The following is a 15,486-nucleotide window of genomic DNA, read 5'->3' as shown; positions in this document are numbered from 1 at the left end:
CTACAGGTGCGGCGCGTCGTACAGCTGACGCGCGTTAATGTCGCGGGTAGCGTCCTGCATCATCTGCATGAAATAGGGGCGCAACTCGTTGGCGAGTTTCTGCCGGTCCGCTACGTCCCCCTGGACCGTGACCGGTATGCTCAGGTCAAAGCGCTGGTCCAGCTTGAGTGATGCCTGCTCAGCCTTGGCCGGCGCCGGCTTATCCGCTGCACGCTGGTAGTCGCCCAGCATCTTCCCCGCCTGAGCCAAACCAGGCCCCACCGTGCCGGCCGGCTGCAGGTTGCCCAGCAAGGCCGCAGGGTCGCCGGCCGGCGGGCGCATGAGCGGTGCACCAGGGAAACGCACCTTGCCAGCAGTCAGCGCCGGCACCAGAAACGGGTCCTTGGAATCAGGGTCCTTGGGATCGTAGGAAACCGCCGGCTCGGCAGGCGCCGGCACCACCCGCAACGGCTCAGGCTCGTTACGCGTAACGACCGGCTCGGCCGGCGGCCGCGTGAGCGGTGCACCAGGGAAACGCACCTTGCCAGCAGTCAGCGCCGGCACCAGGAACGGGTCCTTGGAATCAGGGTCCTTGGGATCGTAGGAAACCGCCGGCTCGGCAGGCGCCGGCACCACCCGCAGCGACTCAGGGCCGTTACGCGTAACAGGCGACTCAGAGGGCGCAGCCTTCGCCGCCCCGGCTTCGCTACCTTCTGCAGGCGCCCCCTGTTCCGCCGGCGCAGCCGCTGGATCAGGCTGCGCCTTGCTGGCAAAAAGGCTGCCGACTTTGGCGCCCAGCGCGTCCCCGCCAAGGCTCCCAAGGATGCCGCCTACCAGACCACCAATAGCCGTGCCGACCACCGGAATGATCGAGCCCAAGGCCGCGCCCGTGGCTGCGCCGGCAATGCCTCCGGCCAAACCGCCCACCGCACTGCCGACACCCTCGGCTTTTTGCTCGGGTGGCTGGTCGCTGGCCACAGCGCTGCCAATCTGCAGTGCGGCCACCGCAGCGCCCAGCACCGGCACCCCCTTACCAAAGCTGGCCAAGCGTCCGGCACGCCCCAGCAGACCGCCGACACGGCCCAACCGGCTACGCCGAGGGTTGCGCCGTGCGGTGTCCCCAGCCCCGCCGCCTACCGAACTGCCGCCGCCATCGCCAGCCCCGGCCTGGGGGTTGGTGACAAATACGCGTTGCACTCCAGCAGCGCCTGCAGCGCCCTTGGCGACGTTGTACAGGCCTCTGGCAACCCGGATGGCCGCCACCGCTTTGGTGATGGCAAAGCCCCCCGCTGCCAGCGCTGTAGCCCCAAGGGCCAAGGACGGCACCTTTTCGGCAATCCAGCCAATGCCGGTGGCCGTCGCCCGCAATACGTCGGCGGCACCGTCCGTCAACGGCCGCAGGCCGTCACCAATGGCGCGGAACGCGTCGTCAATCTCGTTGGCGGTTTCTTTCCACTTCTGCGAGGACGTTTCGCGGCGCTCTGCCAGGTTCTGGTCGAGGATGCCCGCCGCGTCTGCAGACTGGGTTTTCAGTTCCTCGTACAGCGCTTTGTTTTGCATGTAGGCCATGAGCGCAGATTTGACCTGCATATCCGCGAACAAGTCGCCGGTACGCATGGCCTCCTCCAGCGCCTGCATCATGCGCTTGGCTTTTTCGGGGTCCGTCTCCTGGTTGATCTTGGCCGCCGCCTCAGCCATGGCAGCGGCCTTTTTCGGGTCGGTCTTCTGGATGTATTTTTGGGCCAGTGCAAAGCTGGCCTCCAGCGTCGACATGCCGCTCTGCAGGCCGGAATTGAGCGATTTCTGATAGTCAATGCCGGCGTCCTTGTACGCCTTGACCGTCTCACCCGAGCCGATCTTTTCCATCCAGTTCTTGAGGTTGTTGGCCGCCTCATCGGCGCTGCCGGCAGATTTGATCTGCACCTGCAGGATCGAACCCAGCTGGGTGACGGCATCCATGCCGTAAATGCCCTGCTTCGCCATGCCGGCCAGCAGCTCAGGGAACCACTTGGCCATGTCGCTGGCCTCGAAGCTACCAGCCTGGCCTTGGTAGGCGATGGCCTCCAGCGCGCGCTGCATCACCACGGGGTCGGTGATCTTGGCGTTTTGCCCCAGGGCGTTGATCATTCGCGCGGTGTCGGTACCGTCCGCGCCCTGACCCACCACAAACTTGGCGGCCACGCTGGAATAACGCGCCGCCTCCTGCAGGTCCATACCGGCCCCCACCAGGTTGTTAAGAACATCGGCCACCTCGTTGCGCGCCAGGCCGGTGTCTTTGGCCGTGGTGATGATGCCCCGGTTTAGCTCGACTTCCTCGGCCTTGTTGGCCACACCCGCCTTGATGGCGATATCCCGCACGATGGCCTGATAGTCGGCACTGATCTTGGTGGGTACCGCCAAGGCCGCGGTGCCGACCGTGGCCTGCACGGCAGTGGATCGCAGGCCGGCTTTGCCCGCCTCGATCTGCTGCAAACCCTTGGCCTGCCGGGCAGCGGCTTGCGCAGTGCGACCCAGCGTGCGGTAGTGGTCCTCCAGGCGACCGACCTCGACACCTTGTTTTCGCAGGGCAGCAACGTTGCGGTCGAGCTGGTTTCGTAGGCCGCGCGCACTGGCCTCTCCCGCCTCGCTGGCTTTCTTCCACTCATCGCGCAGGCGCATGGTTTCGCCAATGACGCCCTGCAGCACCTTGGCCTCTTCGCCGCGCTTCTTGAGTTTGCCTATGCGGCCCTCAACGTCTTTGAATGCGGCGCCGACCGTTGCGCTGACCACCCCGCCGATCACAAGGCCAATGGAAAACTTGTTGTTGGCCATGGTTTCTCACTCCCACGCAGGCACAGCCCGGCGGCTCAATCAGAGAGCCACCAGACCATGCGAGCGAATGGCATTTGCTCCAGCTCGCCGGGCGAGAACCCCAGTTCTCGCGCCAGGCGCTTGGCAAGCGACTTTTGGAATCCGGGGGTGTTAAACCCCGTCTTGGTGGACCAGGCGAAAGTAGGCCGCGCGCACCCGGTTGTAATCGCGGATGGTCAACGAATGCAGCTCGGCCGGCGTGGTTTCGGTCAGGCGCTGGAACAGCAGCGTTTCCAGCTTGCTGTTGTCGTCGCCCGCTTCGGCTTCCACCTCCCGGCTCAGGCGGATCGAAGGCGATTGCAGGGTCAGGCGGTCGACCTTCACGCCGTCGCGCTCGATAGGCTCCACCAGGTGCACCACCGCATGCTCCAGGGTCAACTTGAGCCAGGCCGGATTCTCGCCGCTGTCATCGCCCAGCAGCTCCTTGTAGGCCCGCTGCAGGCGGCGGTAGTCGCGCACCTGCAGGGCCGTCAGCTGATCCTCGGTCAGCTCGCAAAGCGACCCCAGCATGAGCAATTCGCGCTGCTCGTCGTTGTCCCCGGCCTGGTGCGCCACCATGACGTCTTCGCGCATGGTCGGACAGCGCATGGTCAGCGCCTTGCGCACCTCGCCGTAAACGTCCAGGGGCACGCTCAGGGACACCACGGCGCGACCGCCCTCGATGTTGAGCCAGGTAGGGGTAGTGTTGGTAATGGACATGCTCAGGCTCCTTAAATGGCGAGGTCAGCACGAACGCTGGCCAGTTGGTCGACACCGTCGATAACACGGACGCAGTTCACCGGGTCGATTTCGTAGATGACGCGGCCGGCGACTTCCAGCTTGTAGTAGCTCACCGCGATGCTGTGCTTCATTTCGGCCTTCTCGCCAACCTTCCAGTCCCCCGGATCGACTTCCTTGAGCGCACCGCGCAAGGTGGCGACCACCGCCTTGGTGGCCCCTCCACGCCCTTTGAAACTGCCCCGGAACACGCAGTTGAAGCCGGACAGGTCAAAGTCACCGAAATACTTGAGGGTTTCCCGGCGCATGCCGTTGGAGGTAAAGCTGGCCTCCATCTTCTCCAGGCCCATATCCATCTCAATCGGCGCGTCCATTCCGCCGGCGCGATATTCGTCGGTCTTCAGCGTGAGCTTGGGCAGGGTCAGCGACGGCACATCGCCCTGCAGGCTGACGCCCCCCACCGAGGCATTCATGTTGAACAATACTTCTGGAATAACAGCCATTGCGCGCGCTCCTTAGGCTACGTCGAGAACTTGAGTCAGGTATTCGTCGGTCACCTCGATTTCAAAAATCGGGTTCTCAGCAGGCGGCACATCGGTGAAGCGGATCACCCAAATGATTTTGCCTTGGGCCAGCTGGCTGGCCGTGTTGCGCTCGGTGTCGGCGTAAACCTCGAAGTCGATCACCGCCCCGGCGGCCTTGAGGTCGCGCATGAAGGCCTGCACCGTCTCGGTCACATCCTTGACATAGCTTTTGGTAATGCCGAGGTCGACGGCCCATTTCATGCCGGCCCGCACGGCCGCCATCACCATGTCGACGGTGCGCACCCGCGTGACGAATGCCCACTTGCTATCGGTCGACAGCGTGCGGTTACCCCACAGGCGATAGCCGCCGTCGCGAATGATGGTGGTGACATTGGCGTTGTTGAGCAGGTTGGCCCGGCAAGTCGGATCGTTGTCCAGGTACTCGACGGCCCGCACGGTGCCGGTAACGTTCTTGATTTCCTTGTTGGACGGCGAAGCCCAGAAACCGATATTGGCGTCGGTCTGCGCGAACAGGCCGGCCGCCACTGGCGAGGCCGCCAGGTCTTCGTCGGCGTTACTGGTAACGCTCCACTTTTTAACGCCGGGGTCGACCATGTACAGCCGCTTGCTGCCAAACCCGGTGGCATAGGCAATAGCCGCCTCGTCAGTGGTACCCGGCCCGTCGATCAGGCCCAGGGCCTCCAGCTTGTCCGCCAGGGTGTCCATGGCGGTGGCCACCGCCTTGGTGGCCGAGTGCTTGGGTGCCAGCAGCAGCCGTGGGTGCTGGTTGAACAGGCTTTTGGCATCGAGCAAGGCCTGCAGGCCGCTGCGCTTGCCATCGGCCGCCACACCGCCAATCACGGCACTGGTGATGCTGGCCGGCGTGCCGGCGGACGTAACACCCACCGCGATGATCACGGCCTTGGCCTGGTCGAGGATCTGCAGGCAGGCTTTGGTCAGCGGCGAGGCGGCACCAAACGCCGCCACGGCCTCGCGGTCGCTGACGATCTGCACCGGCGTGTTGGGCTCAGCCAGCCCCACCCCAGGGGTGTAAACGTCGACGATGCCAATCACCGACGACGAGGGCACGCTGATAGTGCGCGCCCCGGAAGTGACCAGCGAAGTGGTCACGCCATGGAAAAAGTTAGCCATAAATGCTCCCCATAGAAACGAAAAAACCGCCAAAGGGCGGTCGTGTTGAACAGCTTGAAATGTGATGAGCGTTAGCCCGCTCGGAAGCCGATGGCGAACCAGTACAGCGCGAAGTCCTGTACCGAATTCGCCCACTCGCCAATCATGATGTTGAAGCTTTGCCCCGTGGTTTTACCCTCCATGATCGCCGGGGTCAGCGTGGCCGCCGGCACCCCCGGGTTGCTCTTGTGATAAATCACCGGAATGACAATGAACGGCGCCGCCGAGAACCCACCAGAGTGGAATCCCACCTGGTACTCGGTGAACTGGTTGGGCAAGTCACCCACGTTCAAGCGCCCCCACTGGGCCATAAAGCCGTTGTCGGTGTCCCAGTAGAAACCGTTCTGCGCCCCTGAGAACTGCGAGCGAACGGCCGCGTTCAGCGCGTTACGCGCACCGTCAGGCGTGTTGCCCCCGGTACCGCCTCGGTGGACAGGCAGAATGCCGCTAACCAGTTTGCTAACGTCCATACCCGCCAGGGTCAGGGCAATCGACAGATTCTGCGAGCCGTCAAATACACCCTGCCCGGTCACATCGCCGGTGAAGCCTACCGCGCGCGCCGTCTGCAGCTTGGTCGCGCTGCCGGCGTTGCCCGTGGTCGGCCGGCTCAGCGTGCCGGTGGTGATCTTGGCGGCGTCCAGGCTGGGGATATCGGCAGCCGTCAGCGCCGCACCCTCCAGCACCAGGCCCTTGGCGCTGACCCGCACCTTGGGATAGGTACCAGCCCGCACCCCCGTGCTCTCCAGACTGAGGGCAATCGCCACATCCTGAGCGCCATCGAACTGGCCCTGACCGCCCACATCACCCGTGAAGGTGAACACACGCGCCGCCTGCAGCTTGGTCGCGCTGCCGGCGTTGCCCGTAGTCGGCCGGCTCAGCGTGCCGGTGGTGATCTTGGCGGCGTCCAGGCTGGGGATATCGGCAGCCGTCAGCGCCGCCCCCTCCAGCACCAGGCCCTTGGCACTGACTCGCACCTTGGAATAGGCACCGGCCAGCACCCCCGAGTTGGCCAGGGTGACATTGATCGCCGCGTCACCGGCGCCGTTGAACTTGGCCGAGCCGGTGGCATCGCCCTTGAGCGAAATGGTGCGCTCGGTGGCCAGTGCGCGGGCCGTGGCGGCCTCGCCCTGGCTGATGGCTTCCTGCACCACCGCCAGGGTGGCGGTCACCGTGTTGGGGTCCTGCAAAATCTGCACATTGGCGGTGCTGCTGACCTGAATCAGCAGGCGGATCACCTGGGTGCGCCCGCTGCCCTGCTCCTGCAGCGGCTTGTAGGTCGCGGGGTAGCTGGCCACCGCGACCAGCACGCCGGTGTCGTCGTACAGGCCGACCTCACGCACCCACCAGCCGCCAACCTCCGGCAGCAGGATGCCCTCGGCCACAATCACCGGCTTGCCGCTCTCCACCGAAAGGCGGTTGAGGTTGACCCGGAAAACCTCGTGAATCAGCTTCTTCTGCAGCTTGGAGGGCAGCGGCGTACTGCCGTTGCCATCCCCTACCGCCATGCGGTTGATCTTGAGGGTGGTCTTGGTGGCGATGGCTTTCGCCAGCGCAGCCGCGCCCGCGTCAGTCAGCATGGCGACGTAAATCGCGTCTGTATCTGCCATTGGTTCGCTCTTGAAGTAAGGGGCCTGCCCTCGCGGCAGGCCGTGAAGCGCTAAGCGGGCACAGGCCCGCCGTAGATGTTGGCCCCGACGCCCAAGGTCCGGTACTGGATGTACAGGCCCAGCCCGCGCAGGATTTCCCCGGCCCAAAAGCCAAAGAACATGCCGTTATCGGTCCCCAGGCGCGGGTCGGGGGTCCAGCTGCCATTCATGGCATGACCAGGAATGGGCGTTACCGTGTAGTACGCCTGCAGCTCGTCCATGCACGCCTCGATCAGCACATCAAGGTCGGCCACCTGACTGCCGGCCATCGCCGCCAGGCAAGCACCGGCCAGCCACAGCCCAGTCATGTGCCCGGTGAAGTCATCCTCCACCGGCTTGGGCACGCTGTTGGTCGGGAAGTCGGTCGGTAAGATGCCCTTGGAGTCCTTGACGAACTTCACCAGCCAGCGCAGCCAGTTCTCGGCGTAGGCGACCAGCTTAGGGGGCACGGGCTTGCCCCGGTGCACAAGCTCGTACCAGGCCCTGCAGGCGCCCATCATCGCCCTGGGCTGGTAACCGGCCCAGGCATTGCCATCACCCCAGTGGTATTGGGTCCAAGTGTCGGCCGGGCCATAGCGGTAGTTATCCCATCGGTTCCAGATGTACGCCGCTGCACCAGGTCCAAGGACGCCGAATTTCTGCTGGTACCACTGCTGCGAGTCGTACAGGAAATCAATCATGTTCCCCAGCTCGACACTGTACGTCTCCGGGTCCAGGCAAAAGATCAGCGGGTACTGATAGCCGGGATAGGGCATGCCGTGCCAGGCGCCGATTTGCTCGGTGCCGTCCGAGTAAATATTAGAAAACGGAATCACCCCAGGGCTGTAGGCCAACGAGTCGTTGCGATAGCCAACCACTGTGCAATCGCCCACCAGGCCGCGAAACGCCTGCTGACCGTTGAGGGTCAGCCGGTACAGCATCGTGTAGCCGTCGACCCCGTCGTACAGGTCGGGCAGCTCGTTGATGCAGTAATACTCAAACGTCAGGTTCGTGTCGGCATCGTTGTCCAGCAGAATGTCCATTTCCGCCAGCTCGCCGTAGTTCGGTGCTGACGGGTTCGGCCGGCCGGCCGCGTTGGGCTGATAGCCTGACAACGTGCCGTCCTGGGGGCGGATCTGCACAGTGGAAAACGCGCCGTCGGTGGCCGGCAGCATCCACCACCACCGCCAGCCGTCCTTATCCTGAATACGGACGTTGAAATTGCCGTCCGCCCGGTAAGTAATGCTTTTGAGCGGCGCCTTTTTAGTCGGCTGCAGGTAGTTGCCGATCACATACCACCCGCCATTGCCGCCACCTGGGAAGAACGAGCGCACCACGTTGCCCGCCCGGCCGGGAAAGATCACCGGCACATGACGCTCTTGCGACGTAATGTCGGCCGAATGCACCACCGCGCGCAGGTCCGCCATGATGTATTCGGACCCATCATCCTTGGCCACCCGGTAGAACTGCGACAGCGGGATATCGTGCTGCAGTACCTGCCAGCTGGAGGTCGATTCCGGCAGCATGTAGCAGTAACGGGTGCCGGTATTTTCGACTTTCTCCGGGGCAATCGTGACCTCGACCTTGGCAGTCAGCGCGCCGTTAGCCCGGTCGACCCCACCGAAGCTGGTCCGCACCTTGGAATCCTTGCCGACGCGGAACCATACCGATTGTTGCTCGATGGACACCTGGGCGCCTACATCGGTCTGCAGCGTGATGTAGCCCTGCGAGTCGCGGCCGTACTCCCGCTTTGCCTCGCTGGGGTAGGCGAACTCGTAAGAAATGCCGTCTGTAAACGGCGTGGCGGCCACTGTGCTTTGCCGGAAAAACCGGTCCGTCGAGTCGATCAGGGTGTATTCATGCGCCGTATACAGGCAGGCATCCATGGCTTTCTGAAAGCGTTCCTCGCCGGTAATACGCCACAGCAGATAACAGGCGTCCATGTACCACAGCTCGCCGTCTGCAGCGTTGCCCATCTGGTTGACCCCGCCCAGCAGCGGCACATGCAACGGGCGGTTGTGTTGCACCGCGTTGCGCGGGATCAGGTAGCCGCCATGCTCGACCGGTTGCCGGGTGGCGTAGTTGAACAGGTGGGTACCGTTTAGGCTGGTGTCCTTGAGTTGCACCCGGCCGATATCGGCGCCGGTATGCCCTTCTGATAGCACCTTGCCGTCGACGGTGATTTTCTGGCCGGTGTGGGCAATGATCCAATCCACCTCATACACCGTGCCGTCCTTGTCCCAGTCGGTCGAGCCGTCTTCGCGAAGCGCTCGCACGCCGGCATTGATCGCCCCCCAGGCCAACGCACCGTCAAAGGCAAACGTCGCCTTGTCCAGGTACTCGCCCCAGTGCGGCGCACCATGCGGAATCGACAGGGCGCCATTGGTGAAGGCGAACGGCACGCCCTTAAAGCCGCTGTGCGTCGGCTCGACCGGGTCCACCGGCCAGTTGGCCAGCACCGGCTCCTTTGAATTGATGATCCAGTTACAGATACGCCGCTGCGGCGTGTCAGGGATCGGCTGGCCGGCATAGAAATACTTCTCGTAGGCCTCCCAGTGCCATATGGCGGCCTCCAGATAGCGCGGGTCCTGGGTGGCCAGGTAGGCATGGGCATAGCCCAGCACATGCAGCGCCTGGCCCTCGGTAGTGCCGTCGCCGTTCGGCTGGTACTCCATCTGCGAATGGGCGATGAAATGCCGGTTGTTCGCCAGCACGCCCTGATTGTTCTGCACATAGTGCTGCACCGTCGCGTCGACGGTGTCGCCGGTGTTGTTGCGCAGAAAGCGGTGATGGCCCTCGATCAGGCTGACGGCATTGGCCAGCGCCGTGCGCTGGCTGACCGGGCGCCGGCTGTTGAGCGGATTAAGAAACATTGAGCCACCCCCCGTCATAGAACCCGGACCAGCGCACCCCGTCCCACAGGAACGTCAACAGGTCGGCCGAGCCCTTTTCGAACGACAGCACCGGCGGGCGGTTGGCCGGCCAGCGGACGTTGTTCGGGAACGTCACCCGGTTGGCTCCGGTACCCTGCTGCAGGCGCACCGAGAACGACCAGGTATAGCCCGGCGGCACTGCCGAGTTGGTGAAGGTCAGCGCGCACTGCGGCTTGTCTAGCGTCACATCGAAAAAGGACACCCCGGCGGTATACGCCACATCCAGCGCCAAGGCGCTACCAGCGGCGGCAATGGCCTTGCGGCGCGGCAGTAGCAGCCCGCCGGTCAGGTCGGTGATCATCTTGGCCAGCGCCAAGTAGGTCGGAGACGGCCCCGAAGCCGTCTCAACCGTGGCGTCAGCCGCGCCATGCACAATGTCATGGGCCGTCTGTGCGGCGGCTTCCATCAAGGCGATGGCGGCCGCCTGGCGGTCGGATAGTTCGCTCATGGCTTTTCCAGTAATTCAGGCATTCGGTGGTTGGCGAAGTAATGCAGGTCATTGGCCAGCATCATCAGCTCCAGGTCAGCAAAGGCCTCAGCCTGCAGGTCGGCCGATAGAATCTCGGTTTCGTCACCCGAGGACACGGCCGCGCCAACGTAGAACTGGCCGTTGGGGCTGTAGGTGATGCTTAAACCGACCAGGTGCCGGCTAACCGGCTTGGTCGACAGAATCATGCGCTCCAGCTCTGCAATCCCACGGTCACTGAGGCCGGTATTCAGTAGCGCCAGGCTCAAGCTGAAAGTGCCGGGCGGCCCCATGGGGGTTAGATCAAACCACTCGACAATGTCGATAATGTCGGCAAACGGCGAAATGACCTGGCGCAGCGAGGCGATGGTGCCTTTGCGCTGGTGGACTTCGAACGAGTCGCGCACTGTCTTGCGTTTGATTTCCTCGGACCATGCCGGGTCCCAGCGGTCCACGCTGCGCTCAATCGCCAGCCACGGCAGCATCTCGGCCGGGCAGGTTTCTGGCCGCTTCATCGAACGCAGCACGTTGGCCAGGTCGGCCGGCTCCAGCCCCACCTGCGCCAGGGCATCCTCCAGCGCGGTGCGGTTGATCGGCAGCAGGCTGGTGTCACTCATCGGTACCACCCATCACGACGCTGGAGCCGATGCAGTTGGATGCCTGGTGGTCCTCGATCACATAATCTGCAGCGGGCTTGACCAGCTCCACCCGCTGCACCCGCGACACATGCAGCGCGGCATGGATGGCCGAACGGCGAATGTCCCGGCCCAGCCGACGCTGCGCATTGATATAGGTGTCCAAGGAGGTCTTGGCCTGCGCCAAGGCCAGCTCGTTTTCGGCGCCAGGGAACATGTACAGCACCGCCTCAATCTCGTAGTTGACCAGCTCGGCAGACTTCACCAGCACCCGGTCGCCTACTGGCCGGATATTCTCAGGGGTCAGCGCCTTGGCTACCTTGTCGAGCAAGTCCTGGGTGGCCACCCCGCCATTGACCCGGTTAAGGACACTGACCAGCACGGTGGCCGGCGACGGGCTGCTGGCTTTAACGTCAGCCACCCGCCCATCAGCAGACCGTGCATGGAACTCATACGCGCCGGCCGGCCCAGCCACCGCCATGCCCTCGAAAGCCAGCAATGTGCGCTCGGCCAGCGATTCGTCGCTTTCCAGCTGCTCAGTCACCGGCGGGACTGCGCTCAGGTCCTCCGCGACGATCACCAGGCGCTTAACGTTGTAATTGGCGGCCAGCTGGTCGAGGTCAGCGCCCTGGGCAAAGGCAATGAATTGCGACTTGGCCGCGTCGTTGATACGGGCACGGGTCATCACCTTTTCATAAGCGGCGCGCTCCAGCAGCTTGACCACCGGATCAGATAGCAACGTGGCGTTCCAGTTGTTGCCCATCAGCCCGCGAAAGCCCGTCAGCCCTTCCTGATAGGACGTCTCAAAGTCCAGTTCCTCGATCACCGTAGGCGCCGGCAGGCTGGCCAGGTCGATGGTACTCATATGCTTACCTCAAGGTTCACGCCGTCCTCGGAATAGGTGCCGGTAATGCGAAAGCCGATCTTGCCGCCCACCACAGAAACCACCTGCACGCTCTGCAGGACCAGGCGCGGCTCCCAGCGCTGCAGTGCCCGCGCGGCCTCAGCCTGCACGGCGCTTTTCCAGCCCGCGTTAACCGGCTGATCGACAAACCGGCGCAGCTTGGCGCCGTACTCCGGCCGCATCAGCCGAGACCCCACCGGCGTGGTCAGAATGTCCACGATGGACTGCCGCAAGTGCTCGACCCCGGACAGCACGGCGCCGGTGTGGCGGTCCATTCCGATCATCGGGAGTTACTCCTGCACGCGCTGGAAATCCGGGTGCTCATCGAAGGTGGCCAGCGCCTCGTCGTCCGAGGCCGGCACTCGCACCTCGAAATTGACTACATCGAACTGGGTGCCGCTGGGGGTGAAAATGGAGCGAGAGCGGAACGCCACGTCTCGGTACAACACTCGTTGGGGGTCGACGGCCACAGGGGCCTCCGGAGAGGTCGAAGCCGCTTTTGGGGTCGCCATGGGTTCCTCCAGGCATGAAAAAGTCCGCGCGCAGCGGGCTGGTGGTTATCAGGGCTGCGGCGCATGAGCGCCCGCCCGCTATGAATCAGTGCTTGTGGTTGGCGGTGTTGCCGGCCGTGTCGATGATTCGGGCGTCACCGTAGATATCACCTGTTACGCGTAACGCGCCCTGAATCAACATCGGCCCAATGAAACGCAGCATGGGCGCCATCGCTTCAATGGCCGATTCCGTTACGGTAACGACCGAGCCGCCCACTTTGATATCTACCTGGCCGGCTGGCAGCTCGATGCTGTAGCGCTTGGCTTGCCAGTCATAGGTAAGCGAACCGCCGTCCTCGAACAGCCAGCGCTGGACATGGTCGCGGTCATCCGGCGCCGGCGCAGGCCCGCTGTATAGCCCAGGCAGGAATGTGCCCTGGCTTACATCGCCGCTGGTACTGATCAACACCCCCTGCTCATGCATGCCAGGGGCAAGCCAGTGCCGCGCACCAGGGGCGGCCCCCAAGCTATGCCAGCGCACCCAGGCGCTGGTCCATTCGCCGTCCGAAACCCGGCACACCGGCGGATCGGCGGCGAGGTCAAGCGCGACGACCCTGCATTTGCGAATCATGCCGGCGATCATTCGGTCATGCTCAGCCAGCGGGTAGCTCATCCGTAATCCTCCCAATCTCGACATAACCTTGGGAAAGCGGTCCCACATCTGCAATAGTGCCGGCAGCGGCCGGGCCGAGCTCAGTGGGCCACGGCCACTCCTCTTCCCCGAGATAGATGACCTGAGTCCACTCGACGACCCAGACCGCGAAGGTATCCAGCTCGGGGCGGCTCCAGTCACGCTCTGCACGCACAAAGTCAGCAAAGCCGATAGGGAGCCCCCACGATTGCCCACGAAGTAGAACCGCAAGCTGCGCGGCAACGAAGGCAGCAACGTGGAGGCAGTTTTTCTCCTCTACCGGAACAATTGCACGGGCCTCAAAACGCGCCTCCACGGCGGTCTCGCCAGTCCCCGGATCCATATCCACATGGTCGAATCCGGCTAGTTCGAGTACAACGGCTGGAGGTGGAACTACCTCAATCCCGTCAGGCATGGTACCGACGTAGGCCAGCCCTGGAATGGCGTCTTTGATATGTTGCTCGATAGCGGCATATAACTGCTCAAGAGGTATTGGATCATCATCCATTGCCTAATCTCCGTAGATACTTCAACAGCTCGAAGTTCAACTCCTGCTCCATCACCACAAGCAACCGCTGATGCGCCTTGCTCGTCCATGACTCGAAATGCGGCCTCACCTCTTCCAGCGAAATCTTCGCCTTAGCCAATGGAAATCGGCTGCTGTTCTCACCGACCCACCCTGAACTCCCACCGCCTCTAGCAGAGACTTCACTGGTGGGATAATCATCAGCGTTGAAGTGCTTACTGGCAGTACGGATCCAGATATCCGGCTTACTGCCATACACAGTCCGGAAAAAAGCCCCCTGATACGAACGTCCGGCTACGGACACACCTGAGCGAGATTGTCGAGGGCGGCCTGCTCGACTGGCTTCAATGGGATTCAAACCGAACCAGAGTTTGCCTTGGCCATTGCTGGCCACTGGGTAAGCTCTCAAGCGCTGACGGACCGCCGTAACCGCGATTCGCTCTTGTTGGCTCACCGATCTGGCAATGTGCGTGCGCAACCAGCGGATGGTTTTATTGATTGCCCGTCGTTCAGCCGCCTTGATGGCTTTCGGCATCAAGGCTGCGAACTTAGCGAAGTTTGAAGACTGCTGTGCGTTCGCCTGCAGCGTAATGAGACCCGAACTAGACGACTGTTTCTGGTAACTGCCTACACTCATGCCGTTTTCCTCAGCACCAGGGTTACAAGCCCGTCGCCACCAGGCTCAATTCGGGCGATGGTGAAATTCCCACCACCGTCCTCGGGCGGCAGATCGATCATCACGCTCTGCCGCGTATCGACCCCCGCGGTGTCACCAACGCGGATGACCAGGTGCGGCTCACGCAGGCCGGTATTAATCTGGCCAAGCTTGGGCTGCAGCCACGGTGCCGAGAACATCCCGAGAACCTCGCGACCGTCGATATGCGCAAGATCGCCGAGGACATCGAATACCACCCCGTCCAGATCATCGACCAGGTCGCGGAAGGCCATGATCAAGCGGTCAGGCGGATGACTGCACGGGGACGCGTGCAGATGTGCAACGGGTTGGACTGAGCTTCACCCGCAACACCCTTACCGAAGGGCATCTCCTCCAGCTTGCTGTAATATGGCAGGCCTTCGGTGTTGACGGTTTCCATGTAGTCTGCCGGCGCATAGACCGACAGGAACAGTTCAGAAACCCCCTCTGGCACCAAGCGCGCTTCATCGTCAGGAACGAATGGAACACCCGCTACCTTGCCCCGGTAACGCTCCCAGCTGATACCACCGAACTCGAACGTTTCACGCCCGTCGCCACGAAGCGCTGCGGCCTGCTGGCTACCCTTGTAGGTATCAACAACCGATGAGTGGGCAATGAGTTTCTTCCAGAAGGTCTTGCCGCAGAAAGCGCGGGCGCCGGTGGTCGTCACGTTGCCGAGAGCATCTTCTTGCATGTCCAGGGCGTCCACGCACTGCACCTGAATGTTGGCGTTCGGGTCATTCAGCCCCATCGACTGCTTCTGCTGCGACACCCCGAAAGCCTTGTATATGTCCAGCAGCACTGAGGAGCCGTCTGCGTCGAGCACCTTGCCGTTGATGGCCCCCATCCGATGAAACTCGTGAGTGGCATCCAGTTGGCGTTTCGCCCTGGCCAGACGCTTGTTGACCACATCCTGTACGGCCTGCAGCTCCGTCAGCGTGCCGAACGCGCGAATACCCTGGATCTCGTCCGCCTTGATCGCAAAGCGCTGAGGCAGGTGAACGGTATTGAACGGGATCAGCGTGCGCTTGCTACCACCCACCACCAGGCCAGACGTGCCGCGCTCCCCCGCCGGCACCAGAGCGAGCGTGTCACCGTCTTTCTCGATCTGTACGGTAAGGGTGGCGACACCCTCCTCCTGGAACAGGCCAAGAGTCGCAAGGCGTCCTGGTACGTACTCCTGCTCGTTGATAGCAGCGGTCAGGGCTGCAACGCCGAAAGCGTCGTCTTGGAAAATGGCAATCTCAGCCATGAGGTACT

At 63.0% G+C, this 15,486-nt stretch carries 16 protein-coding genes; all 16 read right to left on the bottom strand.

The genetic code is table 11. The features are described 5' to 3' along the window. Entirely contained in the window at positions 1 to 2,790 is a 2,790-nt protein-coding gene (locus tag QOS90_RS24120) for a phage tail tape measure protein (protein WP_085274148.1), read from the bottom strand. A gap of 150 nt (positions 2,791 to 2,940) precedes the next feature. Next, positions 2,941 to 3,528, bottom strand: coding sequence for a phage tail assembly protein (locus QOS90_RS24115; protein WP_085274147.1), 588 nt, complete (start codon positions 3,526 to 3,528; stop codon positions 2,941 to 2,943). 11 nt (positions 3,529 to 3,539) lie between these two features. Beyond that, positions 3,540 to 4,049: a phage major tail tube protein gene (locus QOS90_RS24110; protein ID WP_085274146.1), complete on the bottom strand. Its 510-nt coding sequence runs from the start codon at positions 4,047 to 4,049 to the stop codon at positions 3,540 to 3,542. A 12-nt stretch (positions 4,050 to 4,061) separates the two neighbouring features. Then, a complete protein-coding gene (locus tag QOS90_RS24105; protein WP_085274145.1) occupies positions 4,062 to 5,222 on the bottom strand; it encodes a phage tail sheath subtilisin-like domain-containing protein in 1,161 nt (386 codons plus the stop codon). A 71-nt stretch (positions 5,223 to 5,293) separates the two neighbouring features. After that, positions 5,294 to 6,868: a phage tail protein gene (locus QOS90_RS24100; protein WP_085274144.1), complete on the bottom strand. Its 1,575-nt coding sequence runs from the start codon at positions 6,866 to 6,868 to the stop codon at positions 5,294 to 5,296. 50 nt (positions 6,869 to 6,918) lie between these two features. Beyond that, positions 6,919 to 9,759 (bottom strand): phage tail protein, encoded by a 2,841-nt coding sequence (locus tag QOS90_RS24095; RefSeq protein WP_085274143.1) that lies wholly within the window; start codon positions 9,757 to 9,759, stop codon positions 6,919 to 6,921. Continuing rightward, positions 9,749 to 10,267, bottom strand: coding sequence for a hypothetical protein (locus QOS90_RS24090; RefSeq protein ID WP_085274142.1), 519 nt, complete (start codon positions 10,265 to 10,267; stop codon positions 9,749 to 9,751). Before QOS90_RS24090 ends, QOS90_RS24095 begins: the two co-directional genes overlap by 11 nt. Further along, on the bottom strand, positions 10,264 to 10,902 hold the full coding sequence (locus QOS90_RS24085; RefSeq protein ID WP_085274141.1) for a phage tail protein I: 639 nt from the start codon (positions 10,900 to 10,902) through the stop codon (positions 10,264 to 10,266). The genes QOS90_RS24090 and QOS90_RS24085 overlap by 4 nt, the downstream gene beginning before the upstream one ends. After that, a complete protein-coding gene (locus QOS90_RS24080; RefSeq protein ID WP_085274140.1) occupies positions 10,895 to 11,785 on the bottom strand; it encodes a baseplate assembly protein in 891 nt (296 codons plus the stop codon). Before QOS90_RS24080 ends, QOS90_RS24085 begins: the two co-directional genes overlap by 8 nt. Then, the gene (locus QOS90_RS24075; protein ID WP_085274139.1) at positions 11,782 to 12,108 is read right to left on the bottom strand and encodes a GPW/gp25 family protein; all 327 of its coding nucleotides are present in this window, start codon (positions 12,106 to 12,108) and stop codon (positions 11,782 to 11,784) included. Before QOS90_RS24075 ends, QOS90_RS24080 begins: the two co-directional genes overlap by 4 nt. Positions 12,109 to 12,114: 6 nt before the next feature. Further along, complete coding sequence (locus QOS90_RS24070; protein WP_085274138.1) at positions 12,115 to 12,336, bottom strand: hypothetical protein; 222 nt, start codon at positions 12,334 to 12,336, stop codon at positions 12,115 to 12,117. A gap of 85 nt (positions 12,337 to 12,421) precedes the next feature. Then, on the bottom strand, positions 12,422 to 12,988 hold the full coding sequence (locus QOS90_RS24065) for a phage baseplate assembly protein V (RefSeq protein ID WP_039613462.1): 567 nt from the start codon (positions 12,986 to 12,988) through the stop codon (positions 12,422 to 12,424). Further along, complete coding sequence (locus tag QOS90_RS24060; RefSeq protein WP_085274137.1) at positions 12,969 to 13,514, bottom strand: hypothetical protein; 546 nt, start codon at positions 13,512 to 13,514, stop codon at positions 12,969 to 12,971. Before QOS90_RS24060 ends, QOS90_RS24065 begins: the two co-directional genes overlap by 20 nt. Further along, positions 13,507 to 14,169, bottom strand: coding sequence for a hypothetical protein (locus QOS90_RS24055; protein WP_085274136.1), 663 nt, complete (start codon positions 14,167 to 14,169; stop codon positions 13,507 to 13,509). Before QOS90_RS24055 ends, QOS90_RS24060 begins: the two co-directional genes overlap by 8 nt. Continuing rightward, on the bottom strand, positions 14,166 to 14,480 hold the full coding sequence (locus QOS90_RS24050) for a head-tail joining protein (RefSeq protein WP_085274135.1): 315 nt from the start codon (positions 14,478 to 14,480) through the stop codon (positions 14,166 to 14,168). Before QOS90_RS24050 ends, QOS90_RS24055 begins: the two co-directional genes overlap by 4 nt. A gap of 2 nt (positions 14,481 to 14,482) precedes the next feature. Further along, positions 14,483 to 15,478, bottom strand: a complete 996-nt coding sequence (locus tag QOS90_RS24045) for a major capsid protein (RefSeq protein ID WP_085274134.1) — start codon at positions 15,476 to 15,478, stop codon at positions 14,483 to 14,485. Positions 15,479 to 15,486: the final 8 nt, after the last annotated feature.

This window comes from Pseudomonas sp. LAIL14HWK12:I10 (assembly GCF_900184205.1).
Classification (GTDB): Bacteria; Pseudomonadota; Gammaproteobacteria; order Pseudomonadales; family Pseudomonadaceae; genus Aquipseudomonas; species Aquipseudomonas kermanshahensis.
This window is presented reverse-complemented; position numbering and strand designations above follow the sequence as displayed.